The 22,191-nt window shown below is 68.5% G+C and carries 26 protein-coding genes; 11 read left to right on the top strand and 15 right to left on the bottom strand.

Features of this window, described 5'->3' with window-relative positions; translation table 11 throughout:
- Positions 1 to 29 precede the first annotated feature (29 nt).
- The 10 genes from BMZ25_RS13040 to BMZ25_RS12995 all read right to left on the bottom strand — a co-directional run bounded on the left by BMZ25_RS13040 (position 30) and on the right by BMZ25_RS12995 (position 9,273).
- On the bottom strand, positions 30 to 767 hold the full coding sequence (locus BMZ25_RS13040) for a GntR family transcriptional regulator (protein ID WP_092694282.1): 738 nt from the start codon (positions 765 to 767) through the stop codon (positions 30 to 32).
- A 160-nt stretch (positions 768 to 927) separates the two neighbouring features.
- Positions 928 to 1,731: a creatininase family protein gene (locus tag BMZ25_RS13035; protein ID WP_092694280.1), complete on the bottom strand. Its 804-nt coding sequence runs from the start codon at positions 1,729 to 1,731 to the stop codon at positions 928 to 930.
- A complete protein-coding gene (locus BMZ25_RS13030) occupies positions 1,728 to 2,636 on the bottom strand; it encodes an isopenicillin N synthase family dioxygenase (RefSeq protein WP_092694278.1) in 909 nt (302 codons plus the stop codon). Before BMZ25_RS13030 ends, BMZ25_RS13035 begins: the two co-directional genes overlap by 4 nt.
- Positions 2,633 to 3,265 (bottom strand): NAD(P)H-dependent oxidoreductase, encoded by a 633-nt coding sequence (locus BMZ25_RS13025; protein ID WP_328586860.1) that lies wholly within the window; start codon positions 3,263 to 3,265, stop codon positions 2,633 to 2,635. Before BMZ25_RS13025 ends, BMZ25_RS13030 begins: the two co-directional genes overlap by 4 nt.
- Complete coding sequence (locus BMZ25_RS13020; RefSeq protein ID WP_092694276.1) at positions 3,262 to 3,831, bottom strand: NAD(P)H-dependent oxidoreductase; 570 nt, start codon at positions 3,829 to 3,831, stop codon at positions 3,262 to 3,264. The genes BMZ25_RS13025 and BMZ25_RS13020 overlap by 4 nt, the downstream gene beginning before the upstream one ends.
- An 82-nt stretch (positions 3,832 to 3,913) precedes the next feature.
- Positions 3,914 to 5,314, bottom strand: coding sequence for an FAD-binding oxidoreductase (locus BMZ25_RS13015; RefSeq protein WP_092694517.1), 1,401 nt, complete (start codon positions 5,312 to 5,314; stop codon positions 3,914 to 3,916).
- A complete protein-coding gene (locus BMZ25_RS13010) occupies positions 5,311 to 6,585 on the bottom strand; it encodes a cytosine deaminase (protein ID WP_092694274.1) in 1,275 nt (424 codons plus the stop codon). The genes BMZ25_RS13015 and BMZ25_RS13010 overlap by 4 nt, the downstream gene beginning before the upstream one ends.
- A complete protein-coding gene (locus tag BMZ25_RS13005) occupies positions 6,582 to 7,442 on the bottom strand; it encodes an ABC transporter permease (RefSeq protein ID WP_092694272.1) in 861 nt (286 codons plus the stop codon). Before BMZ25_RS13005 ends, BMZ25_RS13010 begins: the two co-directional genes overlap by 4 nt.
- The gene (locus BMZ25_RS13000) at positions 7,439 to 8,218 is read right to left on the bottom strand and encodes an ABC transporter ATP-binding protein (RefSeq protein WP_235859868.1); all 780 of its coding nucleotides are present in this window, start codon (positions 8,216 to 8,218) and stop codon (positions 7,439 to 7,441) included. The genes BMZ25_RS13005 and BMZ25_RS13000 overlap by 4 nt, the downstream gene beginning before the upstream one ends.
- 53 nt (positions 8,219 to 8,271) lie before the next feature.
- Entirely contained in the window at positions 8,272 to 9,273 is a 1,002-nt protein-coding gene (locus tag BMZ25_RS12995; RefSeq protein WP_092694270.1) for an ABC transporter substrate-binding protein, read from the bottom strand.
- A 228-nt stretch (positions 9,274 to 9,501) separates the two neighbouring features.
- Here BMZ25_RS12995 and BMZ25_RS12990 point away from each other — a divergent pair, with 228 nt between their 5' ends.
- From BMZ25_RS12990 to BMZ25_RS12980, 3 genes are all read left to right on the top strand, one after another.
- Positions 9,502 to 9,888, top strand: a complete 387-nt coding sequence (locus tag BMZ25_RS12990; RefSeq protein WP_092694268.1) for a RidA family protein — start codon at positions 9,502 to 9,504, stop codon at positions 9,886 to 9,888.
- A 68-nt stretch (positions 9,889 to 9,956) separates the two neighbouring features.
- Positions 9,957 to 10,781, top strand: coding sequence for a bifunctional allantoicase/(S)-ureidoglycine aminohydrolase (locus BMZ25_RS12985; RefSeq protein WP_092694266.1), 825 nt, complete (start codon positions 9,957 to 9,959; stop codon positions 10,779 to 10,781).
- 49 nt (positions 10,782 to 10,830) lie between these two features.
- Positions 10,831 to 11,538: a site-2 protease family protein gene (locus tag BMZ25_RS12980; protein ID WP_143071540.1), complete on the top strand. Its 708-nt coding sequence runs from the start codon at positions 10,831 to 10,833 to the stop codon at positions 11,536 to 11,538.
- Here the strand turns inward: BMZ25_RS12980 and aroB are convergent.
- Entirely contained in the window at positions 11,535 to 12,650 is a 1,116-nt protein-coding gene (gene aroB / locus BMZ25_RS12975) for a 3-dehydroquinate synthase (protein WP_092694264.1), read from the bottom strand. The two genes, BMZ25_RS12980 and aroB, sit on opposite strands and share 4 nt — an antisense overlap.
- Positions 12,650 to 13,198 carry a shikimate kinase gene (locus tag BMZ25_RS12970; RefSeq protein WP_092694262.1) on the bottom strand — a complete coding sequence of 183 codons (549 nt, stop codon included), beginning with the start codon at positions 13,196 to 13,198 and terminating at the stop codon, positions 12,650 to 12,652. The genes aroB and BMZ25_RS12970 overlap by 1 nt, the downstream gene beginning before the upstream one ends.
- Positions 13,199 to 13,327: 129 nt before the next feature.
- On the opposite strand from BMZ25_RS12970, the gene BMZ25_RS20895 reads away from it, so the two are divergent.
- The 5 genes from BMZ25_RS20895 to BMZ25_RS12945 all read left to right on the top strand — a co-directional run bounded on the left by BMZ25_RS20895 (position 13,328) and on the right by BMZ25_RS12945 (position 18,631).
- Positions 13,328 to 13,465: a hypothetical protein gene (locus tag BMZ25_RS20895; RefSeq protein WP_177190459.1), complete on the top strand. Its 138-nt coding sequence runs from the start codon at positions 13,328 to 13,330 to the stop codon at positions 13,463 to 13,465.
- Positions 13,455 to 14,966, top strand: a complete 1,512-nt coding sequence (locus BMZ25_RS12960; RefSeq protein WP_092694260.1) for a hypothetical protein — start codon at positions 13,455 to 13,457, stop codon at positions 14,964 to 14,966. Before BMZ25_RS20895 ends, BMZ25_RS12960 begins: the two co-directional genes overlap by 11 nt.
- On the top strand, positions 14,963 to 15,895 hold the full coding sequence (locus BMZ25_RS12955; protein WP_092694258.1) for a tyrosine recombinase: 933 nt from the start codon (positions 14,963 to 14,965) through the stop codon (positions 15,893 to 15,895). The genes BMZ25_RS12960 and BMZ25_RS12955 overlap by 4 nt, the downstream gene beginning before the upstream one ends.
- A gap of 83 nt (positions 15,896 to 15,978) precedes the next feature.
- Positions 15,979 to 17,289: an HlyC/CorC family transporter gene (locus BMZ25_RS12950; protein WP_092694256.1), complete on the top strand. Its 1,311-nt coding sequence runs from the start codon at positions 15,979 to 15,981 to the stop codon at positions 17,287 to 17,289.
- A 76-nt stretch (positions 17,290 to 17,365) separates the two neighbouring features.
- Positions 17,366 to 18,631, top strand: coding sequence for a glutamate-5-semialdehyde dehydrogenase (locus BMZ25_RS12945; RefSeq protein ID WP_092694254.1), 1,266 nt, complete (start codon positions 17,366 to 17,368; stop codon positions 18,629 to 18,631).
- On the opposite strand, the gene BMZ25_RS12940 is transcribed toward BMZ25_RS12945, so the two are convergent.
- Positions 18,621 to 19,220: a histidine phosphotransferase family protein gene (locus BMZ25_RS12940; RefSeq protein WP_092694252.1), complete on the bottom strand. Its 600-nt coding sequence runs from the start codon at positions 19,218 to 19,220 to the stop codon at positions 18,621 to 18,623. The two genes, BMZ25_RS12945 and BMZ25_RS12940, sit on opposite strands and share 11 nt — an antisense overlap.
- 21 nt (positions 19,221 to 19,241) lie before the next feature.
- Between BMZ25_RS12940 and BMZ25_RS12935 the strand changes: the two genes are divergently transcribed.
- The 3 genes from BMZ25_RS12935 to BMZ25_RS12925 all read left to right on the top strand — a co-directional run bounded on the left by BMZ25_RS12935 (position 19,242) and on the right by BMZ25_RS12925 (position 21,143).
- The gene (locus BMZ25_RS12935) at positions 19,242 to 19,415 is read left to right on the top strand and encodes a DUF3553 domain-containing protein (RefSeq protein WP_092694250.1); all 174 of its coding nucleotides are present in this window, start codon (positions 19,242 to 19,244) and stop codon (positions 19,413 to 19,415) included.
- 133 nt (positions 19,416 to 19,548) lie between these two features.
- Complete coding sequence (locus tag BMZ25_RS12930; protein ID WP_092694248.1) at positions 19,549 to 20,319, top strand: L-ornithine N(alpha)-acyltransferase; 771 nt, start codon at positions 19,549 to 19,551, stop codon at positions 20,317 to 20,319.
- Complete coding sequence (locus tag BMZ25_RS12925) at positions 20,316 to 21,143, top strand: lyso-ornithine lipid O-acyltransferase (RefSeq protein WP_092694246.1); 828 nt, start codon at positions 20,316 to 20,318, stop codon at positions 21,141 to 21,143. Before BMZ25_RS12930 ends, BMZ25_RS12925 begins: the two co-directional genes overlap by 4 nt.
- Here BMZ25_RS12925 and BMZ25_RS12920 read toward each other — a convergent pair.
- Together BMZ25_RS12920 and BMZ25_RS12915 are read right to left on the bottom strand one after the other, a co-directional pair.
- Positions 21,140 to 21,760 carry a thiamine phosphate synthase gene (locus BMZ25_RS12920; RefSeq protein ID WP_092694244.1) on the bottom strand — a complete coding sequence of 207 codons (621 nt, stop codon included), beginning with the start codon at positions 21,758 to 21,760 and terminating at the stop codon, positions 21,140 to 21,142. The two genes, BMZ25_RS12925 and BMZ25_RS12920, sit on opposite strands and share 4 nt — an antisense overlap.
- A 57-nt stretch (positions 21,761 to 21,817) precedes the next feature.
- Positions 21,818 to 22,147 (bottom strand): TfoX/Sxy family protein, encoded by a 330-nt coding sequence (locus BMZ25_RS12915; protein WP_092694242.1) that lies wholly within the window; start codon positions 22,145 to 22,147, stop codon positions 21,818 to 21,820.
- Positions 22,148 to 22,191: the final 44 nt, after the last annotated feature.

The following is a 22,191-nucleotide window of genomic DNA, read 5'->3' as shown; positions in this document are numbered from 1 at the left end:
TACGAGTTGTTGCCTTGGAGACAGCTAGATCAGACGCCGGTCACGAGGGCCAGCCCCGGTATTTGCGCCTCGACCTCCTCGCGGCTCTGGATCACGTGGTCGAGGTTGACGCGGGCGAGCCGCGCGTGTTCCCGCGCCAGCGCTTCGGCCCGCGCGCCCTCGTGCGACGAGACGGCGTCGAGCATGGCCCGGTGATGCACCTGCGCGTGGTAGAGCGACCGCCGGATCATCCGGATCGCCGTCTGCCCTTGCAGGAACGCGCTCGGCGCGGCCAGCGGCAGGTTCGACACCCGCTTGAGCTCGCGCAGCACGATCGGACTGTTACAGAGCGACGTCAGTTCGTCATGGAACGCCGAATTGAGATCGGCATAGGTCGAGAAGTCCATCCGGCTCTCGTGCTCGCCGAGCGCGTCGTCGATCCGGTCCAGGATCGTCCTGCACGCCGACAGCCGCTCGGGCGCGGCACCGCGTTCCGCGGCCATCCGCAGGGCGAGCCCCTCGACCATGCCGCGCATCTCGATCGAGTCGACGACGTCCGCCACGGTGATCTGCCGCACGCAGTAGCCGCCGGTGGAAATCCGGTCGAGCAGCCCTTCCTCGACAAGCTGTGCCATGGCCTCGCGCACCGGCGTGCGCGAGATCCCCACGCGCTCTGCCACGGCTACCTCGGACAGGCGCTCTCCCGGCTTCAGGCCGCCGGCCATGACCAGTTCGCGCAGCGCCATCAGCGCCTTCAGGAACCGGGTCTTCTTTTCCAGTTCGGCCATGGCCCCTCCCTGTCCGTATCCGTCCAGCGGACCGGCGAACGCACGGTTCGTATACAAAACTGACGGGGATTTGCCCGATGTCCAGAAAAATTTCCCGTCAGTCAGGCCATGCGACCGCAATGTATACAAAAATCGGCGCGGGCGGGCGCGCCGCGCGGCGTCAGTCGATCCCGCCCGGCGGCACCACCGCCGCGAACGGTGCAAGCTCCGTCTCGGCCACGTCATGCAGCAGGTCGATGAAGGCCGATACCTGGTGCGCCGCCGTCGCCCGCCCCTTCTCTGCCGTCGCCGAAGCCGCGTCGCCGACCGTGCCGTCGGGGTTCAGGTCGGACGCGATCCAGCCATAGGACAACGGCCCGACCGGCGGGATCCTCCCGGTCTCGGCACTCGAACGGAACGCCTGCGCCTGGGTCATGTCCACCGTCTCGGGCCGGAAATGCAGCATCAGAGAGGTCTCGACGTCGCCGCCGTGGATGCCGTAGGCGCGCTCGGCGTCGGGATACATCCCCTCGGGCGTGCCGAACCCGCTCCACTGGCATTTCACCGCCAGCATCCCCGCCCGCACCCGCAACTCGCGCGACAGGATCGACACGAGGTCCAAGTTGCCGCCGTGGCTGTTGACGAGGATGATCTTGCGCACCCCGGCGCGCGCCACCGACAGGCCGATCTCGGTCCAGGCCCGCAGCGCCGTCTCCGCTGTCAGGGTCAGGGTGCCCGGGGCGTGTAGGTGCTCGTTCGACTTACCCACCGCCTGCACCGGAAGGATGCGGATATCGAGCGTCTCGGGGCAATTCGCCCGCACCTCGCCCAGCATCCCCTCGGCGATCATCGTGTCGACGCCTACCGGCAGGTGCGGGCCGTGCTGCTCCACCGCCGCCGTGGGCAGGATGGCAATGGTCCGCATCGGGTCGATGTCGCCGTATTCGTGGCTGCGGTACTCCGCCCAATCCAGTCGCCGCATCATGTGTCCTCGCTGTAGGTGGCCTCGAGCCGCGACCGCAGATACGCGGCCCCCGTCACCGGCGGATAGACCGGCGCTCCAGTGCCCGGCAACGCCGCGATCTCGGCATCGGGGTCGGGGTCGAGAAAGAACGCGACCGACCGCCGCTGCCGTCGCGGCGGCCGCACCCTGTGGGGCGTCGAGGCGTAGATGTCGTTGGTCCAGCGCATCAGGCAATCGCCGATATTGACGACCAGCGCCCCCTCCAGGTGCGGTACGTCGGTCCACTCGCCGCCGCGCGGCAGCACCTGCAGTCCGGGCTCGCCATCCGTCGCCAGAAGGGTCAGCGCCCCGTAATCGGTATGCGCGCCGGCGCCGATCCCGCCGCCGCCGGGGGGATAATGCAACAGGCGCAGCGTCGCGAGGGGCGCGCGGAACGCCCCGTCGAAATGCGCCGGCGACAGGCCCAGGTCCCGCGCCACGGCCCCCATGAGAGCTGTGCCCTGCCGCCACGCGGCGTCGTAATAGGCGAGGCACGCGGCGTCGAACCCGTCGAGCGCGGGCCACAGGTTCACGCCCCGGAACGGCTCTCCGGCCAGGATGCGAGGGTCGTCGGGCGCCAGGTCCAGCCCGACGTTGAACGCCTCCTTCCGGTCCACCTGCCCGCTCGCGGCGTCCAGGCTCTCGGAGCCGCCGGGCACCCAGCCGCGATTGTGTGGATTGCGCCGGATGTCGAGCGGCGCTTTCTGGGCCTCCGGCAGCGCGAAGAACCGCTCCGCCGCCCCGAAGATGCCGTCGGTCAGGGCGGTCGGGATGGCATGGTTTGTCAACAGGAAGAAGCCCGGCCCCCGGCAGGCCCGCCCCAGATCCGCGACGAAGCCAGCGGCGTCACCCGAGAGAAACCTCTGCCAGTCGAGGACCGGGATCATGCCGTCACCTCGCCGCGCCGCGCCGCACCGCCGGCGGCCAGCCGATCCACGTCGCGCGCGACCCGCTCCAGGTGCCGCGCACGGCTTTCCGCGGTCGAGCTGTCCATCAGGTAATGCGCCCGGTACGCCGTCCGCACCCGCCGCGCGCACAGCAGCCGCACCCCGCGCAGCAACGTGCGCTTGCCCGGCGCCCCCACCAGGAAGGTCAGCCGCCGGCTCGCCCCGCAGGTGGTGAAAACGCCCAGCCGCGTGACATGGGTCAGCCCCGGCCGGATCGTCCGGTTCTCACCGTCGGGCATCAGGAAGGCCACATCGGGCAAGAGCGCCCGGTCCAGCCACCCCTTCAGCATCGCCGGCAGACCATACCACCAGGTCGGATAGACGAAGACCATCGCGTCGCACCAGGCAAGGTCGTTGCAATCCCGCACCAGGTCCCGCCGGTTGGCGCCCGGATCGAGGTATCGGACATGCTCGTAGGCGCTCATCGCCGGCTCGAACCCCTCGGCATAGAGGTCCCGCAGTCGTGTTTCCGCCCCCGCCGCCTCCAGCCGGTCGAGCACCGTGTCCCGGACGGCGGCGGTAAAGCTGTCGCCGCGCGGATGGCAATAGATCACCAGCGCCCGCATCATAACGCCTCCATCTCGCGCCCCACCCGCTCCAGGAAGCGCCCGCGACGCGCCGCGTCCGCCCGATTCATGTCGTAGAGCGCCAGGTACCGCAGCCTCCGTGGCCGCGTCACGTGCCAGAGCGCCCGCTTGACCACGCGCCGCGGCGGGTCACCCGCGAGGAACGCGCGCCGGCGCGTCCCGCCATAGGTCGTCACCGCGGCCAGCCGCCGGATATGGGTCAGGTTCGGCCGCACCCGCCCCTCCTCCAACCGAAACGAGACCCCGGGCAGGAACACCCGGTCAAAGAACCCCTTCAGGATGGCCGGGTAGCCGAAGTTCCACACCGGGAACACCAGCACCAGCGCGTCCGCCCGGCGCAGCCGGTCCACATACGATGCCACCGGGTCGATGTTGCCGTCGGTGTCATGGTACCCGCGCCGCTCGGCCGCGCTCAGGACCGGATCGAAGCCTTCGGCGTTCAGGTCGCAATCGTCGACCTCCCAGCCGCGCGCCCGCAGGGTTTCCACGACGCGCACGTGCAGCGCGGCCGAGAAACTCTCCCCGCAGGGATGCGCGAACAGGACCATCGCCCTCGTCAAACCGTCCTCGTCTTCTTCTGTCCCGAAATATCCCGGGGGAGTCGCCGCAGGCGACGGGGGCAGCGCCCCCTCATTCCGCCGCCTTCAGCTTGGGATAGGCATACATCGTCTCGAACCCGAACTCCGGGTCGTCCCAGGCGATCATCTTGCCGGGGTTCAGCAGCCCCTTGGGGTCGGCCTCGCGCTTGAAGGCGAGCTGGCGGTCATCGACGGTCTGCCGTCCGCCCTCCTCCAGGGTGTAGCGGTGGGGGTTGAAGATCATGCAGCCCGCTTCCTCGTGGAGACGCACGATCTCGTCCAGCCGCGCCTCGGTGGTGAACTTGACCAGGCTCAGCCCGGCGAACATCGCCTTGCCGTTCTCGCGGATGACCTCGAGATGGTGCAGCACCTCGGGCGAGAACATCTCGCGGATCTTCGCCACCTTCTCGAGATGCTCGGGAAAGCCGAAGCGCACCTGCAGGTAGGTGATCGACGGATCGACCTTGAGCGCGCGCAGCGTGGTGTGGTTCCAGCCGTATTCGAAGACCGGGCCGGGATGCTTCTGCCAATCGTGGTCGTCCGAGCGATAGATCAGCTCGGCCCCTTGGGTGCGCCCGAGGAAGGTCAGGAAACCGTCCATCGAGTGCGGGGCGACCATCAGCCCCACGAGATTCGTGCCCTCGTCCACATGGGGGCGCACCCGCTGGAAATAGTCATGCGCGATCGGCGCCTCGTAGACGCTGGCGATCTTGCTCAGCACGCCGTCCAGGTTGGCCACGTCCACCGCGAAGGTGGCGGCGGACATGAAATCGTCGAAGGCAACGAACATCTCGACCCAGTCATAGGCCGGGGCGAGCGGCATCTCGACCTCGGTGATGATGCCGTTCGTGCCGTAGGCGTGGCTGACGCGGGCCAGCTCCTCGCCCCGGAACTCGAGCACGCGGGGCTCCGCCTCCATCGTCACCACACGCAGGCGGATGATGTTGCCCGGATCGCGGAGAGAGCCCCAGGTGATCGACCCGATCCCGCCCGAGCCGCCGGCGACGAAGCCGCCGATCGTCGCCGTGGCCCAGGTCGACGAGAACATCCGCAGCTCTTGGCCCGAATGCTCGATGCAGGCGGCGTCGACGTCCTTCAGAAGGCAGCCCGGCTCGACCACGACACGGCCCGGTGCGACGTCCTTCACCGCGGCCATGTTCTTCATGTGCATCACGCAGCCCCCGGCCAGCGGCATCGCCTGGCCATAATTGCCCGTCCCGGCGCCGCGCGTGGTGACCGGCACGTCATGGGCATGGCAGGTCCGCAGCACCTCGATGACCTCGGCCTCGTTGCGCGGAGCGACCACGAAGTCGCCCAGGACGTGATCCAGCCGCGCCTTCAGCACCGGCGAGTACCAGAAGAAGTCCCGGCTCTTGGTTTTCAGTTGCGGGCCGGCATCGTCGATCTCCATGTGCGAGAGCGCGGCCTTGGCGGCGTCGATATTGGCGGTCATCGGGGGCATCCCATCAGGTCGTCGAGGTCGGAATAATCGGGCAGCGTGCGGTCGATCGGCTGGCCTTCGCGCAGCACGACCCGGTCTGATTGCGGCCGCGCGAACAGCTCGGTCCAGCCGCGGGCGCGGAAGATCGACAGGTCGGCAGGCGCGCCGGGCGCAAGCGACGGCGCGGCGAGGCCGCAGGCACGGGCGGGCACGGACAGGACCGAGTCCACCCAATCCGCGTCGGAATGATCGAGGTGGCCGATCCGCGTCGCCTGCCGCAGCACCTCGAGCATGTCGAGATCGCCGTAGGCGTAGAACGGGTCGCGGGTGTTGTCGGAGGCAAAGCTGACGGGAATGCCGCGGGTCTTCATCTCGTGCACCAGCGTGATGCCGCGCAGCCGCGGCGTGCGACCCGCATGGCGGTCCTGCAGGTAGAGGTTGCACATCGGCAGCGACACCACGTGCAGCCCCGCCCGCGCCACGAGGTCCAGCGTGCGCTGCCACTCGGCCTCGGGCTGGGTCGAGAGCGAGCAGCAATGCCCGACCACGACCGGCGCGTCGAACCCGGTCTCGATCACCGTCTCGGCAATCATCCGCAGGCAGGCGCTGTCGGGGTCGAGCGTCTCGTCGACGTGAAAATCCGCGGAAAGCCCCCGTGCGGAGGCGAGCGCGAAGAAGGCCTGCAGCCTGTCCTTCAGATCGGGCACAGGGTAGGCGACCATGCCCAGCACGCCGCCCGCGCGGGCGACGAGGTCGGCGGTCGCGGCGAAGGGTCCGTCGACGGTGACGCTGTCGCAACCCACCAGGCACACGCCCTGCAACTCGACCCGTCCCGCCCACGCGGCGCGCAGGTCCTCGAAGACCGGCCAGGTGATCGTGTCCTGCGGCGCCTGGCTGTCGAGATGGGTGCGTACCGCACGGGTGCCGTGCGCTTCAGCGCAGCGCAGCCCGAACTCCATCCGCCGCCGGACGTCCGCGGCCGACCAGCGGGCGGCGCGGTCGTCGGCGACGGACGAGAGCGCGCCGGCGAAGGTGCCGTCGGGGTTCGGGGCGCGGTCCCAGATATGGCCCTTGTCGAGATGCGTGTGCATGTCGACGAAGCTGGGCAGCACCATCGCGCCGCCCAGGTCGACGCGGGTGCCCTCGCCCTCGGCGATGCGGCCGTCGGCGACCGTGATGTCGCGGCGCACTAGGTCGGCGGAGCTGCCGACGAGACAGCCGGGCACGCTCGCGTCCGCGAGGGTCACGGGCCCGCCGTCGGGCAGCGAGAGGAAATCGGTCATGTCGACCCCTGCATCGCGCTCTCGTGCCATTTGCGCAGCAGCATGTGACTGAGGAAGGACAGCCCGGCAAAGATCACGACGCCCGTGGCGGCGATCAGAAACAGCGCCGCGAACATCCGCGGGATGTTCAGGCGGTATCCGGCCTCGAGGATGCGGAAGGCCAGCCCCGAGCCGATACCGCCCGTGCCGGCGACGTACTCGGCCACCACCGCGCCGATCAGCGACAGCCCGCCCGCGATCCGCAGACCGCCCAGGAAGTACGGCAGCGCCGAGGGCAGTTGCAGGAACCGCAGGCGTTGCCAGCGCGTCGCGCCGTAGATGCGGAACAGGTCGCGCAGGTTGTGATCGGCCGAGTTCAGGCCCAGCGTCGTGTTCGCCAGCACCGGGAAGAACGCCACGATCCAGGCGCAGATCAGAAGTCCCGCCATGCGGTTCTCGACATAGATGAATATAAGCGGCGCGATCGACACCACCGGCGTCACCTGCAGGATCACCGCGTAGGGATAGAACGACATCTCGATCCACCGCGACTGGGTGAACAGCACGGCCAACCCGACCCCGCCGATCACCGCGACGGCCAGCGCCATCAGCGTGATCTGCAACGTCACCAGCAACGCGTCGAACAGCATCGCCCAGTCCTCGACCAGCGTGGCAAAGACCAGCCGCGGCCCAGGCAGGATATAGTGCGGGATCTCGTTCCAGACGACGATGCGGTCCCAGACCAACAGGGTCAGGCCCATCATCACGACCGGCAGCACCCATTTCGCGATGCGCTCGATGCGGCGGGCACGGGCGCGGCGCGTCTCTTCCTCGTCGACCATCACCGGATCGGAGATGGTGGGGTCGGTGACGGTCATGCGGCCTCCATTGCCTGATGCAGCGCGTCGGACGCCGCCCTGCAATGCCCGGCATAATCCGCCGAGGTCCGGAAATCCTCGTCGCGGGGATAGGGCGCGTCCACGGTCAGTTCCTCGATGACGCGGCCGGGCCGCGCGGCCATAACGACGATCCGGTCAGACAGGAACACGGATTCGAACACCGAATGGGTCACGAAGATCACGGTGCAGCCGATCTTCTGCTTCATCTCGAGAAGGTCGTTGTTCAGCTTGTGTCGGGTGATCTCGTCCAGCGCGGCAAAGGGTTCGTCCATCAGGATCAGCTTGGGCCGTGTGACGAGGGCGCGGGCGATCGACACGCGCATCTTCATGCCGCCCGACAGCTCGCGTGGGTAGGACCGCTGGAAGTTCTCGAGCCCCACCAGCCGCAGCGCCTCGAGCACGTCGTCCTTTACCTGTTCGTAGGATTTGCCGCGCAGCCGGAACGGCAGCCAGACGTTCTGCGCGACCGTGGCCCAGGGCATCAGCGTCGGCTCCTGGAAGACAACGGCAAGGTCGGTGTCATCGGCCCCGCCCTGCCATTCGATCCGGCCCTGGCTGGGATGGCTGAGGCCGGCGATCAGGCGCAGCGCCGTGGACTTGCCGCAGCCCGAGGGGCCCAGCAAGGAGATGAAGTCGCCTTCGTTCACCGTCAGCGACATGCCGTGCAGCGCGACCACGTCACCGTTGAAGGTCTTGGTGACGTGGCGCATGTCGAGAAGCGCGGAGCGCTGACCGAGAGGGGCCGGTGCGGCCATGGGTGTCTCCAAACGTCGGGGGCACGCGGGACCCGTCGGCCCCGCCGCCGAGATCAGTCCTGGGGCTTGAGGTCCATGCCCACGCCGTTGCCGACGAACTCGGTCGTGTAGGAGGCGGCGATGTCCAGCCCGTCGGCGATCACGCCGGCCTCGACCATCTTGCCGTAGAAGTCCTGCACGACGTCGTCGGTGACCACGCCGATCCCCTGCTCCAACGCGTCGCCGGAATCGACGATGCCCTCTTCCTTCATGCGGCGGACGGCATATTCGACCTTGTCCTGGGTCATGTCGGGATTGGCCTCGAGGATCAGCTCGTTCGCCGCGCTCCCGTCACCGTAGATGTAATTGTACCAGCCCTTGATCGAGCCATCGACGAAGCACTGCACCACCTCGGGCCGGTTCTCGACCGTGTCGGCCATCGTCTCGATCGTCGTGGCGTAGGACGAATAGCCCGCATCCGCGATCAGGAAGACGTTCGGCTCGAACCCGGCCTCCTGTTCGACGAGGTATGGCTCGGACGAGAGATAGCCCTGCATGCCCATGTCGGGGTTTGCGATGAACGGGGCCGGGTTGAAGGTGTAGGGCTCGCGCTGCTCGGCGGTGAAGCCGTAGGCCGAGATCATCCACTGGTAGTACGAGGTATAGCCGTTATCGCCGATCAGCAGGGTGAGGTCCTTGAGGTCCTCCCACGTCTCGGCACTTTCGGGATGCGCCAGGATCACCTGCGGGTGCTTCTGGAACGTCGCCGCCACCACGACGACCGGGATGTCCTCGGCCACCGCGTTGAAAGCCTGCAGCAGATCGCCGCCCATGTTGAAGTCAAGCCGCCCCGCCAGCATCAGCGCGCGGTTGTTCACCTGCGGGCCGCCGGGAACGATGGTCACGTCCAGACCGCACGCCTCGTAGGTGCCGTCCGCCACGGATTGATAGAACCCGCCGTGTTCGGCCTGCGCCACCCAGTTCGTGCCGAAGGACACCTCCTGGAGGTCCTGCGCGGTGGCCGGCAGCGCGGCAAGGCCGGCAATAAGCGCGGCGGCGGAAGGTCTGGCAAGCATCGGTCGGTCCCCACTCCGGTTGTCGTCGACCGTCATCTTAGAAACTGCGTTCGGGAGTTGCCTCCCACGGCGGCGAATTGGCGACGGAGCCGACCCCGGTGATGAAAGATTAATCGCCAAATTGGCTCCGCGACCGGAAATCGGGCACTGCGCGGGGCTAAGCCCTGTCGCATGGGCGCACGAGGCGCGATGAATCGCCCACGACCGATCAGCAACGAGGCAGGCCAGATGCGCGACGTCACCCCCAAGCACATTCGCGCGCCGTTCGGCGCATATTCCCACGGCATCCTGACCGGCCCGGTGGAGCGGCTGCTGGTCACCTCGGGCCAGCTGGGCATCGCCCCCGACGACACGGTCCCCGAGGACGCCGGGGCGCAGGCCGAGCTCTGCTTCGCCAGCATCGGGGCCATCCTGGCCGAAGGCGGCCTGGGTCCGTCGGACGTCATCCGGATCAACGCCTTCGTTACCGAGCGCGCCCACTTTCCCGCCTACATGGCGGCGCGCGACGCCTGGCTGGGGGGCATCCATCCCCTGCCCGCCTCGACGCTGGTGATCGTCGGCGGCTTCACCCGGCCCGAGTTCAAGGTCGAGGTCGAGGTGACGGCCGCCGCCTGATCGCGGTGGCCTTTCCGGGACGGCCGGGTCATAACGCGGGCGGACACCGGCAGGGAGACAGGCGGACGATGCGCAATTCCTACTACGCGCCCAGCGGCGGGCATCCGGGGCAGGATCAACTGCTGACGGATCGCGCGGTCTTTACCGAGGCATACGCCGTCATCCCCAAGGGCACGATGCGCGACATCGTCACCAGTTACCTTCCGTTCTGGGAAGACACGCGCCTGTGGATCCTCTCGCGTCCCATGAGCGGTTTCGCCGAGACGTTCTCGCAGTACATCGTCGAGCTGGCGCCGGGCGGCGGCTCGGACCGTCCCGAGACCGAAAGCGCCGCCGAGGCGGTGCTGTTCGTGGTCGAGGGCGGCGTCACCCTCACGCTCGACGGCACAGCGCACGACCTTGCGCCCGGCGGCTATGCCTACCTGCCGCCCGGCCACGCCTGGACGCTCCGCAATACCGGCAGCGCGCCGGCGCGCTTTCACTGGATTCGCAAGGCGTACCAGCCGGTCGAAGGGCTGGACGCGCCCGATCCGATCATCGCCGACGAGCACGACATCGCCCCAACCCCGATGCCCGGCACCGACGGCAAATGGGCCACGACGCGCTTCGTCGATCCGGCCGACATGCGCCACGACATGCACGTCACCATCGTCACGTTCCAGCCCGGCGCGGTGATCCCCTTTGCCGAGACGCATGTCATGGAGCACGGGCTGTATGTCCTCGAGGGCAAGGCCGTCTACCGGCTCAACCAGGACTGGGTCGAGGTCGAGGCCGGCGACTACATGTGGTTGCGCGCCTTCTGCCCGCAGGCCTGCTATGCCGGCGGCCCCGGACGGTTCCGCTATCTGCTCTACAAGGATGTGAACCGCCACGCGCCGCTGACCCCGCGATAGCCGCCACGCGCCTCTGTGCGATCCCGCCCGGAATGACTATGTGACCGATATGAGTTGGTCCTTTCCCATCGGGCGGCTGTTCGGATCCGAGCTGCGCGTCCACGTCACCTTCTTCCTGCTGCTCGCGTGGATCGGCGGCGAAGCCTACATGGCCGCCGGACCGATGGCGGCGGCGATCAACGTGGGCTTCGTGCTGTCGCTGTTCCTCTGCGTCGTGGCGCACGAGTACGGGCACGCGCTGATGGCGCGGCGCTATGGCATCCCGACGCCGGACATCACGGTGTTGCCGATCGGCGGCCTCGCCCGGCTGGCAAGGATGCCCGAACGTCCGAGCGCCGAGATCGCGGTCGCCCTCGCGGGACCGGCGGTGAACGTGGCGATCTGGGCGGTTCTCACGGCGTTCGGCGCCTCGGCCGATACCGGAATGTTCTTCGGCGATGGCGGCGCCAGCTTCCTCGGCAGCCTGTCGGCGGTGAACCTGTTCCTCGTCCTGTTCAACATGATCCCGGCCTTCCCGATGGACGGCGGGCGCGTGCTACGGGCCGTTCTGGCGCTACGCTTCGACCGGTTGCGCGCCACCAAGATCGCCGCAGGGGCGGGTCAGGCGCTGGCCGTCGGCTTTGCCGTCTGGGGAGTCACCTCGGGCAACCCGCTGCTGGTGCTGATCGCCGTCTTCGTCTTCATGGCCGCCAGCGCCGAAGCCAAGGCGATGGAGCAGCGCATGCGCTCGGTCCATTTCCCGCACGTCCGGCGCTAGCGCCGCTGGGCCAGCGCGTCCGAGAGGACACGCTGCACGACCGCGCCGTCGACGTCGTCGGCCACGAAGCTGTCGCCGATCGCGCGGGCCAAGATGAACCGCAGCTTGCCGTCGACGACCTTCTTGTCCTGCCCCATCAGGTCGAGCAGCGCGGCGGCGTCGGGCAGGTCGCCGGGAATGTCCGACAGGTCGGTCTTCATGCCCATCTCGCGCAGATGCGCCCGCACACGCGACGGCGCCTCCTGCGCGCAGAACCCCAGGCGGGCCGAGGTCTCGAACGCCAGCGCGCAGCCGATCGCCACGCCTTCGCCGTGCAGCAGTCGGTCGGAATACCCCGTCGCGGCCTCGAGCGCGTGGCAGAAGGTGTGGCCGAGGTTCAGAAGCGCGCGGTCGCCCTGCTCGGTCTCGTCCCGCACCACGATGTCGGCCTTCATCTCGACCGACCGGCGCACCGCGCGGACCCGCGCCGCGCCGTCGCCGTCGGCCAGCAAAGGGCCCGCGCCTTCGAGCCATTCGAAGAAGGCGGCGTCGCCCAACAGCCCGTACTTCACCACCTCGCCATAGCCCGCCAGCAGATCGCGCCGGGCCAGCGTCGACAGGACGTCCGTATCGGCCAGCACGAGCGTCGGCTGGTGGAACGCGCCGACGAGGTTCTTTCCCTGCGGCGCGTTGATGCCGGTCTTGCCTCCGACGGAACTGTCCACCTGCGCCAGCAGCGAGGTCGGGATCTGCACGAAGCGCACCCCCCGGCGCAGGATCGCGGCGGCGAACCCCACGAGGTCGCCGATAACCCCGCCGCCAAGGGCGATGACCACGTCGCGCCGCTCGATCCGCTGATCCAGCAGCCATTCGACGGTGCGCGACAGCTGCGCCCAGCTCTTCGTCGCCTCGCCCGGCGGCAGCGTCAGCGCGGTGCTTTCGATCCCCTCGGCGCCGAGTGCGGATTGCAGCGCCGCGAGGTGGCGGGCGCCGACAGTCTCGTCGGTCACGATGGCGACGCGGGGCCGCGACAGGACCGGCGCGATCTCCGCCCCCGCGCGGGACAGGAGCCCCGGCCCGATCCGCACGTCGTAGGCGCGCTCTCCGAGGTCGACGTGAACCGTCTCGATCATCACTTGCTCTCCAATACGTCCGGGCGCGCGGTCAGCGCGTCGATGACCGCCATCGCGGTGTCGTCCACCGAGAACGCCGGGCGCGACCGCACCGTGACATCGGCCAGCGCATAGACCGGCCCCCGACTCTCGTAGAGGTCGGCCAGCGTTCCATAGGGATCGGCGGTCTTGAGAAGCGGTCGTGTGTCGCGATGCTTCACCCGCTGCCACAACAGCGACAGCGGCGCGTCCAGCCAGACGGACAGGCCGCGGGCATGGATATTCTCGCGGTTGACGTCCTGCAGGAACGCCCCACCGCCGGTGGACAGGATGGAGGGGCGGTCGTCCAGCAGCCGCGAGATAACCTGCGCCTCCTTCTGACGAAAAAACGCCTCGCCGTCGCGGGCGAAGATTTCGGCGATGGTGCGGTTCGCGGCCGTCTCGATCTCGGCATCCGAATCGCGGAACGGCACGCCCAGCTTGCGGGCCAGCGCGGTTCCCACGGCCGTCTTGCCGGCGCCCATCATGCCGACGAGCGCGACTGTCTTTTTCAGCTTCACGGCCAAGATGGCGGCCTCTCGCTCAAAAAATCCTCCGAAGGCACTGAATGGCGTGATCTTCCCGGAAAGACCATATACAATTCAACTTGACGGGGGACGCAGACGCCCCTGCAACGGAACCGGGGCGAAGGTGCAGGCATGATGGGGCGGGTATTCAAGCTATTGCTGGTTCTGCTGGTGGCGGCGTTCGTGGGATTGGCGGGATTCGCCTATCTCGGCAACCTGTCGCCCGAGCAGGTTCGCATCGAGGCGCCGGTGATCCTGGATGCGCAGTGACCTCGCCGCCCTGGCTCTTCTGCTGACGACGACCACCGCCGCCAGCGCGCAGGAGCCCCTGTCCGCGATCGACTGGCTCTCCGACAGCGTGACGACCGCGGCCCAGCCGTCGCAGGACGACGCGCCCGTCAGCAACGGCGCCCTGCCCGGCAAGATCACGGTCGAACCGCTCGACGCGCCACGGCCCAACGACGTCGGGCTGTTCGCGCCAGAGGCGGTGGGCCTGCCCGACGCGCTGTGGTCCGGCGCCGAGACCGGGCACCTGTCCGAGCTGTTCGCCGGCCTGCCCGTTGATGCCCTGCCGAGCCTGCGGCGGATGACAAAGGATCTGCTGAGCGCGCGCGCCGCACCGCCTCCCGGAGACGGGGCCAGCCTGTTCTTGTCCCGCGTCGACGCGCTGTTGCGGATGGGCGACATCGACCGCGCCGGACGCCTGCTGGAACGCGCGGGCGGCACCGATCCCCGGCTGTTTCGCCGGGCCTTCGATGTGGCCCTGCTGAACGGGTCCGAGAACCGCGCCTGCGCCCGCATGCGCCGGGCGCCCGAGATCGCGCCAACCTATGCCGCGCGGGTGTTCTGCCTGGCGCGCGGCGGCGATTGGCGCGCCGCGGCGCTGACGCTCGAGGCCGGCGACGCGCTCGGCGTCATCGGTTCGGCCGAGGACCGGCTGCTGGCACGCTTCCTGGATCCCGCCATCGCCGATTCCACGGTGTCGCTGCCGCCGCCGCGCGATCCGACGCCGCTGTCCTTCGCCATGCTCGCCGCGATCGGCGAACCCATGGGCACCACCGGCCTGCCCCTCGCCTTCGCCCATTTCGATCTGCGGCCCACCGCCGGCTGGAGCCACCGCATCGCCGCGGCCGAGCGCCTGGCTCGCGCCGGGGCGATCGCGCCCGCGCGGCTGTTCGAGGTCTACGATGACCGACAGCCCCCGGCCTCGGGCGGGACCTGGGACAGGGTCGAGGCCGTGCAGGACGCGATGCGCGCGATCTCGGGCTCGATGCCCGACGCGGTGAACGCCACGCTGCCCGACGCCTGGACCGAGATGCAGGCCGCCGGACTGGCCAGCGTCTTTGCCCGCCACCTGTCGCCCGACCTGTCGAACATGCCGCTCGACGGGGCCGCGCAGGAGGCGGCGCTGGAGATGGCGCTGCTCACCGACGACTACGCCGCGGCCGCCGATTCCGCCGGAGACGCGCTGCCCCGTGACGTTGCCATCGTTCTGGGACGCGCGCCGCTGCCCGACGACGCCTCTCCAAAGGTGACGGCCCTGCGCGAGGGCCTCGCCGGCGAGGTCGCGCCGCCCGAGCGGCTGACGCGCCTGGTCGACGAGGACCGGACGGGTGAGGCACTGCTGCTGGCCGCCGAGGACATCGACCGGGGCGCCGCCGGCGACCTCGACGAGCTTGCGCCCTCCCTCGCCTTTCTCGTGCAGATGGGGCTGGACGGCACCGCCCGGCGCACGGCGCTGGAGATCCTGATGCTGGACCGCGGGGCATGACCACCGCCGCCCACCGCATCCAGGCCTTTCTCGAAGCGCAGGCCGCCGAACTGGACGCGGCGGACAACACCCAGCTCGCCTATGCCCGCGACCTCAAGGACTTCGCCGGCTGGCTCGATGGCCAGGGACGCGACTTCGACAGCGCCGCCCGCGAGGACATCGAGGACTACCTCGTCCATTGCGACGCGCAGGGCCTCGCCCAGTCGACCCGGGCGCGGCGGCTGTCCGCGATCCGCCAGCTCTATCGCTTCGCCTTCGAGGAAGGCTGGCGGGCCGACAATCCCGCGATCCAGATCAAGGGGCCGGGCCGGACGCGCCGGCTGCCCAAGACGCTGGACCTGTCCGAGGTCGACCGCCTGCTTCAGGCCGCGCGAGAGACCGGCCGGACCGAGGCCGACAGGGTGCGCAACACCTGCCTGATGGAGCTGCTCTATGCGACCGGCATGCGCGTGACCGAGCTTGTCTCGCTGCCCGCGGCGGCCGCGCGGGGCGATCCGCGGATGCTGCTCGTCAAGGGCAAGGGCGGCAAGGAGCGCATGGTGCCCCTCTCGGCCCCCGCGCGGGCCGCCCTCGCGGCCTGGCTGCCCCTGCGGGACGCCGCCGATGCCAAGGCGGCCAAGGCGGGCGCCGCGCCATCGCGCCACCTCTTCCCGTCGCGCGGGAAAGCCGGGCACATGACGCGCCATCGCTTCTACGTGCTGATCAAGGAGCTGGCGGTGGCCGCCGGGGTGTCGCCCGACAAGGTCACGCCGCACACCCTGCGCCACGCCTTTGCAACGCATCTGCTGGCCGCCGGCGCCGACCTGCGCTCGATCCAGACGCTTCTGGGCCATGCCGACGTGTCGACCACGGAAATCTACACTCATGTCCTGGACGAGCGGCTGCGCGACCTGGTGCTGGACCATCACCCGCTGGCACAGGGCGACTGACCGCGAAACAGGCGCCGGCGCACTCTTGAAAGCCGGCGCACTGGGCCACATAACTCCGCAATTCCCGATGAAAGAAAGTGGACATGGACGCCGCCGACTCACAGACGCTTGACGCCGCCTTCTGGATGATTGCCGCGGCCATTATTGGGCTTCTCGTATTGTCGGCCTTCTTCTCGGGCTCCGAGACGGCGCTGACGGCCGCCTCGCGCGGCAAGCTGCGCGCCCAGGCCGACAAGGGGTCCAAGGGCGCGGCGCGGGCGCTGCGGATCACCGAGGACAACGAGCGGCTGATCGGCTCGGTCCTGCTGGGCAACAACCTCGTCAACATCCTCGCGACCTCGCTGGCCACGGCGCTCTTTACCCGAGCACTGGGGGAATCGGGCGTCGCGGTGGCCACGCTGGTGATGACGCTCCTGGTGCTGATCTTTGCAGAGGTGCTGCCCAAGACCTACGCCATCACCAATGCCGAGACGGCGGCCTCGGGCGTGTCGGGGCCGATCGCCGTGGTGATCCGCATCTTCGCCCCGCTGGTCATGGCGGTGCGCGCCTTCGTCCGGATCGTGCTGCGCATCTTCGGCGTGCGGACCGATCCCGACAGCCAGGTCCTCGCCGTGCGCGAAGAGATCGAGGGCGCGCTGAACCTCGGCCATTCCGAAGGCGTGGTCGAGAAGGAGGACCGCGACCGTATCCTCGGCGCGCTGGACCTTTCGGACCGGACGGTCGAGGAGATCATGCTGCACCGCTCGAAGATCGAGATGATCGATGTCGACATGGAACCGGCGCAGATCCTCGAACAGTGCCTGAACTCGTCGCATACCCGCCTGCCCGTCTACCGCGAGAGCCACGAGAACATCATCGGCGTGATCCACGCGAAGGACCTGCTACGGTCGCTGTTCGCGCTCCGCCGCGACAGCGGCCCCGAGGATCCGTTCAAGGGCTTCGACATCGCCGCCGTCGCGATGAAACCCTACTTCGTGCCAGAGACCACCACGCTCGACGACCAGATGCGCCAGTTCCTGCGGCGCCACACGCACTTCGCCCTCGTCGTGGACGAATACGGCGCGTTGCAGGGGCTGATCACGCTCGAGGACATCCTGGAAGAGATCGTGGGCGAGATCACCGACGAGTTCGACATCGACGCCGAGCACCCGCTGCGCCGGACCGAGTCCGGTGACGTGATCGTCGACGGCGCGATGACCATACGCGACCTCAACCGCGCGACCGACTGGACGCTTCCCGACGAAGAGGCGAACACGATCGCGGGGCTGGTCATCCACGAGGCTCAGATGATCCCGACACAGGGCCAGAAGTTCAGCTTCCACGGTTTCCGGTTCGAGGTCGTGAGCCGCAAGGACAACCGCATCACGCGCCTGAAGATCCGACCGCTCGACTGAACCGCTGGAACCCGGCGTGCCGCGGCGTTATCTTACCAAGACGTCACACCCACTCAAGACAGCCAGAGCCCCCGTGATGAAAGACCTCGACGACATTCCCGCCCTCATGGCCTCGATCGGCGCGCGTGCCCGCGCCGCCTCTGCCGAGCTGGCGTATGCGTCACCAGAGGCCAAGGCACGGGCTCTGCACGCCGCCGCCAATGCGGTCGAGGCGCAGAGCGACCGGATCATCGCCGCCAATGCCGACGATCTCGTGTTTGGCCGGGACAAGGGTCTGTCCGAGGCGATGATGGACCGTCTGACCCTGACCGAGGACCGGGTCGCCGGGATCGCCGCATCGCTGCGCGCCGTGGCGGACCAGCAGGATCCGGTGGGCGGCGTCATCGCCAGTTGGGACATGCCCTCGGGGCTGCAGATCGAGCGGGTGCGCACGCCGCTGGGCGTCGTCGGCGTGATCTACGAATCCCGCCCCAACGTGACCGCCGATGCCGGGGCCTTGTGCCTCAAGGCCGGCAACGCTGTGATCCTGCGCGGCGGTTCCGAGAGTTTTCATTCATCCTCGGCGATCCATGCCTGCATGGTCGAGGGGCTGGAGGCCGCCGGGCTGCCGCTGGACTCGATCCAGCTCGTGCCCACGCGCGACCGTGCCGCCGTGACCGAGATGCTGACGATGACCGACACGATCGACGTGATCGTTCCCCGCGGCGGAAAGGGGCTGGTCGGGCTGGTGCAGCGCGAGGCACGCGTGCCGGTCTTTGCCCATCTCGAGGGGATCGTGCACATCTATCTCGACGCCGCGGCCGATGCCGACACGGCGATGAAGGTGGTGATGAACGCCAAGACGCGGCGCACGGGAATCTGCGGCGCGGCCGAGTGTCTGCTGATCCACCGCGACGTGGCCGACACGCTGGGGCGCGACGTGATACGCGCGCTGATCGAGGCGGGCGTCACCGTCTATGCCGACGAGACGCTGGCGGCGATCGAGGGCACCGAACCCGCCGGCGACGACGATTGGGGCCGCGAATACCTCGACATGAAGATTGCCGCACGGGTGGTGGACGACATCGACGACGCGATCACCCATGTGCGCCGCTACGGGTCGAGCCATACCGACTGCATCATCACCGAAGACACTTCGGCGCGCGATCGCTTCTTCCAGCGGCTCGACAGCGCGATCCTTATGCACAACGCCTCGACCCAGTTCGCCGACGGCGGCGAGTTCGGGATGGGCGCAGAGATCGGCATCGCCACGGGCAAGATGCATGCCCGCGGTCCCGTCGGCGCCGAGCAATTGACGAGCTTCAAGTACCTCGTGCGCGGCGCGGGAACGGTCAGGCCGTGATCGTGATCCTCTCGGGCTCGAATCGAATGTCGATCGTCCGTCCGAGGGAGGCGGCCACGCGCCCGGCCAGCGGGAACTGCACAACCGACGGCGCCTCGCACGCCTCGGGCGGTTCGGCGTGCTGTGTCATGCCGGCCCACAGCTCCGAACGAATCTCCAACCGCGGAGACTGTGCCGTGATGTACCATCGACCGTCTTCCCCGGCCTGGACGACGACATGCCCGCCATGGGGCATCTCACGCTCCAGCGCCATCAGGATGAGCGCGGCAAGTCGCAGTTCGGAGCGGGTGACTGGGGCCGATATCTCCCATTGCAGGGTCAGCCGACCATGACGGGTCAGCGGCGCAAGGGTCTCATGGATCTCGGCGTCGCTCATGACCGTGTCGGAGCCGAGGCCGAACGCCACGCGATAGAGGAGAAGCCGCGCATTGGCCTCGTCGGCGCATTGCGAGATCAGGTCGAGTTCCGGAGCGCTCTGTCCCTCGTTGGAGAGTGACAAGAGCTCGACACCGTTGGAAATGGCGCCGAGCGGGCTGACCAGATCGTGGCAGATCCGGGCACAGACAAGATGTGAAAGATCATCACTCATCGAGGTAACGTTTTGAACGGAATGGAAGATCTCCTTGAACCGGGAATGCTGGTCCGCCACCCGCAAAAGCCCGAATGGGGCCTGGGACAGGTGCAGAGCAACATCAATGGACGGGTTACCGTCATGTTCGAGGACGAGGGAAAGGTTGTCATCGACGCCACCAGAGTTGAACTAGAGATCGTCATCACGCCATGAGAGCGATCATCGCGCTCAGTCAGCCTAATATTCGTTACTGAACCGTCAATGACCGCCGCGGCGTCCACTGTTGCCAACACCGGGACCGATCCCTAGAACCCCGGTCAGACACCCCCGGCCCGACACCCATACGATGCTCGTATCCGATCTCCAGTTCGAGTTGCGCCTTGCCAGCGACCCGCGGGATCTCGCGGCGGCGCAGCGGCTGCGCTACGCGGTATTCGTCGAAGAGCTGGGCGGCGACGGGCCGATGGTGGACCACGATGCGCGGCGCGAAACGGACCGGTTCGATCCCTATTTCGAGCATCTCGTGCTGGTGGACCGGCAGCGCGACGTCGAGGCGCTGGACCATGTCGTCGGCGTCTATCGCCTGCTGACCGACACCGCCGCCGCGCGGATGGGGCAGTTCTATTCCGAGGACGAGTACGACCTGACGGTGCTGCGCGACAGCGGCCGGCCGCTTCTGGAACTCGGCCGCTCGTGTCTGCACCCCGACTATCGTGGCGGAACGGCGATGCTGCATCTCTGGGGCGGGCTCGCGCGGTACGTGCGGGAGCGCGGGATCGAGGTTCTGTTCGGCGTGGCGTCGTTCCACGGCACCGACTCCGACGCGCTGGCCGCGCCGCTGTCGCTGTTGCACCATCGGCACCTGGCCCCGCCGGAACTGCGGGTCCGCTCGCGCACCTATCAGCCGATGAACCTGATGGACGAAAGCGCCATCGACCGCCCCCGTGCCATGCGCGCCGTGCCTGCGCTGATCAAGGCCTACCTGCGGCTCGGCGGTTTCGTGGGCGACGGCGCCTTCGTCGACCACCCGTTCAACACCACCGACATCTGCCTGGTGATGGACACCGAAAAGCTGAACGCGCAACAGACGGCGATCTATACCGGCGGAGCGCGATGAGCCGCACCTGGAACGGGACAGAGCCCGCCCCGACGCCACCGATCACGCTTGCGGGGTGGGTCCGGGTCGTGCTGCGTGGGGTGACGCTCGGCACCGTCACCTTCGGCGGGCTGGCACTTCTGCTGACGCTGCGGCTGATCGAGCGTCCGCTGTGCGGTCAGTCACGCCCGGTTACCCCGTGGCTCACCCAAGGGGTCTGCCGGGTGGCGTTCGTGATCCTCGGCCTCGGGTTCTCGCGCCAGGGGCGCCCCATGCGGCAGCGGGGGGCCGTGGTGGCGAACCACGCCTCTTGGCTGGACATCTTCGCGCTGAACGCGGGCGACCGTATCTATTTCGTGTCCAAGTCCGAGGTACGCGGCTGGCCCGGCATCGGCTGGCTGGCGCGGGCGACCGGGACGATCTTCATCAACCGCGCCGCGCGCGAGGCGGCGGACCAGCGCGACCTGTTCAGCCGCCGCCTTGCGGCCGGTCACCGTCTGCTGTTCTTCCCCGAGGGAACATCGACGGACGGAAAGCGCGTTCTTCCTTTCAACTCAACGCTCTTCGCTGCATTCTTCAAAGATGACCTCAACCCTGAACCCGCGATTCAACCCGTGACGCTCGTCTATCGCGGGCCGCGGGGCGGCGATCCGCGGTTCTACGGCTGGTGGGGCGAGATGGAATTCGGGGACCACCTGCTGAAGGTGCTGGCAGCCCCGCGTCAGGGCGACGTGACGCTCGTGTATCACCCGCCGATCGCAGCGTCGGCGGCGGGCGACCGCAAGACTCTCGCCCGCCGCGCCGAAGCCGCCGTGCGGGCGGGTCTCGATCGTCACATCGACTAGCGCATCGCCGAGACGAGGCCGGTGAGCGCGGAGACGGGATCGTCCGCCGTCCAGATCTCGTCCCCGATGGCGAAGAAGTCGGTCATCGGGGCCAGCGCGGCGACACGGTCGGGCGCCAGCGCGCCCTCGGCCACGACCGGCACTTCGATCATCTCGGACCACCATGCGAACAGTTCGTCCTCGGCCACGCGCCCGTCGCCGAAGCTGGTTTCGGCCACCGGGCCGAAGGCGATGTAGTCGGCGCCGGATTCGCCGGCGTTCATGCCCTCGTGGCGCTGGCCGCCGCAGAAGGCGCCGACGATCGGGTCCTGTCCCAGTTGCTTGCGGGCCGCGCGGACCGAGCGCGCGCCGTCGTTGAGGTGCACGCCGTCGAGCCCGAGACGCTCGACCAGTTGCAGATGCTCCTCGATCACCAGGGGGATGTCCCGCGCATGGGTGAGCTCGCGCAGCGTGTCGGCGGCGCGGATCAGGCGATCCTCGTCACGGGCCGCCTGGCGCAGACGCAGGCAGGCGATCTCGTGCGTGTCGAGCACCCGTGACAGGACGTCCGGAAATGTCTCCAGATCCAGGTCGGGCGGCGTGATGAGGTAGAGTTGGGGCTGCGCGTCTTCGGCCATTTCGGCTCTCCGTTGGCTGGCTGCGAGGCCGCACATAACCGAGAGCGGCGGAAATGGCTACTTCGGCGGCATCTCTCCGATGAACTCGGTCGCCATCGTCAGAAGCCGCAGCCTGACCCCGTCATCCACCGCCGCCACCGCGTCGAGCACCACGTAGCCGCCCATCGCGCGGCCGGCATTCACGAAGCGCTCGACACCGGCCAGCGACAGGGCCGCCGTCTCGTTCGCCTTGCCCACCCGCACCATCACGCCGTCGTCGCGGACCCCGGCCAGCATGTGACCGCGCCACAGGAAGGCCAGCCCGCCGAACATGTGCTTTTCCTTCAACTCGTCGTAGTCGAACAAATCATCCCGGAAGAGTTGCGCGACACCCTCGTCATAGGCCATGGACCCGCCTCCTTGCAGCCGAACATCTCGCAGCCTATCACGCC

Origin of the sequence: Tranquillimonas rosea, assembly GCF_900111315.1 — a bacterium.
Classification (GTDB): Bacteria; Pseudomonadota; Alphaproteobacteria; order Rhodobacterales; family Rhodobacteraceae; genus Tranquillimonas; species Tranquillimonas rosea.
Note: the sequence above shows the minus strand (reverse complement) of the source record. Positions and strands in the feature narration are given on the sequence as shown.

Coding starts and splice junctions, on each gene's coding strand:
- BMZ25_RS12915 (WP_092694242.1), bottom strand. CDS start 22,147: ATGGCCTATGACGAGGGTGTCGCGCAACTCTTCCGGGATGATTTGTTC.
- BMZ25_RS13040 (WP_092694282.1), bottom strand. CDS start 767: ATGGCCGAACTGGAAAAGAAGACCCGGTTCCTGAAGGCGCTGATGGCG.
- BMZ25_RS13025 (WP_328586860.1), bottom strand. CDS start 3,265: ATGATGCGGGCGCTGGTGATCTATTGCCATCCGCGCGGCGACAGCTTT.
- BMZ25_RS13030 (WP_092694278.1), bottom strand. CDS start 2,636: ATGATCCCGGTCCTCGACTGGCAGAGGTTTCTCTCGGGTGACGCCGCT.
- BMZ25_RS12995 (WP_092694270.1), bottom strand. CDS start 9,273: ATGCTTGCCAGACCTTCCGCCGCCGCGCTTATTGCCGGCCTTGCCGCG.
- BMZ25_RS12985 (WP_092694266.1), top strand. CDS start 9,957: ATGCGCAATTCCTACTACGCGCCCAGCGGCGGGCATCCGGGGCAGGAT.
- BMZ25_RS12950 (WP_092694256.1), top strand. CDS start 15,979: ATGGACGCCGCCGACTCACAGACGCTTGACGCCGCCTTCTGGATGATT.
- BMZ25_RS12990 (WP_092694268.1), top strand. CDS start 9,502: ATGCGCGACGTCACCCCCAAGCACATTCGCGCGCCGTTCGGCGCATAT.
- BMZ25_RS12945 (WP_092694254.1), top strand. CDS start 17,366: ATGAAAGACCTCGACGACATTCCCGCCCTCATGGCCTCGATCGGCGCG.
- BMZ25_RS12930 (WP_092694248.1), top strand. CDS start 19,549: ATGCTCGTATCCGATCTCCAGTTCGAGTTGCGCCTTGCCAGCGACCCG.
- aroB (WP_092694264.1), bottom strand. CDS start 12,650: ATGATCGAGACGGTTCACGTCGACCTCGGAGAGCGCGCCTACGACGTG.
- BMZ25_RS12920 (WP_092694244.1), bottom strand. CDS start 21,760: ATGGCCGAAGACGCGCAGCCCCAACTCTACCTCATCACGCCGCCCGAC.
- BMZ25_RS12925 (WP_092694246.1), top strand. CDS start 20,316: ATGAGCCGCACCTGGAACGGGACAGAGCCCGCCCCGACGCCACCGATC.
- BMZ25_RS13005 (WP_092694272.1), bottom strand. CDS start 7,442: ATGACCGTCACCGACCCCACCATCTCCGATCCGGTGATGGTCGACGAG.
- BMZ25_RS20895 (WP_177190459.1), top strand. CDS start 13,328: ATGATGGGGCGGGTATTCAAGCTATTGCTGGTTCTGCTGGTGGCGGCG.
- BMZ25_RS12980 (WP_143071540.1), top strand. CDS start 10,831: ATGAGTTGGTCCTTTCCCATCGGGCGGCTGTTCGGATCCGAGCTGCGC.
- BMZ25_RS12940 (WP_092694252.1), bottom strand. CDS start 19,220: ATGAGTGATGATCTTTCACATCTTGTCTGTGCCCGGATCTGCCACGAT.
- BMZ25_RS13020 (WP_092694276.1), bottom strand. CDS start 3,831: ATGGTCCTGTTCGCGCATCCCTGCGGGGAGAGTTTCTCGGCCGCGCTG.
- BMZ25_RS13010 (WP_092694274.1), bottom strand. CDS start 6,585: ATGACCGATTTCCTCTCGCTGCCCGACGGCGGGCCCGTGACCCTCGCG.
- BMZ25_RS12960 (WP_092694260.1), top strand. CDS start 13,455: ATGCGCAGTGACCTCGCCGCCCTGGCTCTTCTGCTGACGACGACCACC.
- BMZ25_RS13015 (WP_092694517.1), bottom strand. CDS start 5,314: ATGACCGCCAATATCGACGCCGCCAAGGCCGCGCTCTCGCACATGGAG.
- BMZ25_RS12955 (WP_092694258.1), top strand. CDS start 14,963: ATGACCACCGCCGCCCACCGCATCCAGGCCTTTCTCGAAGCGCAGGCC.
- BMZ25_RS13000 (WP_235859868.1), bottom strand. CDS start 8,218: ATGGCCGCACCGGCCCCTCTCGGTCAGCGCTCCGCGCTTCTCGACATG.
- BMZ25_RS13035 (WP_092694280.1), bottom strand. CDS start 1,731: ATGATGCGGCGACTGGATTGGGCGGAGTACCGCAGCCACGAATACGGC.
- BMZ25_RS12935 (WP_092694250.1), top strand. CDS start 19,242: ATGGAAGATCTCCTTGAACCGGGAATGCTGGTCCGCCACCCGCAAAAG.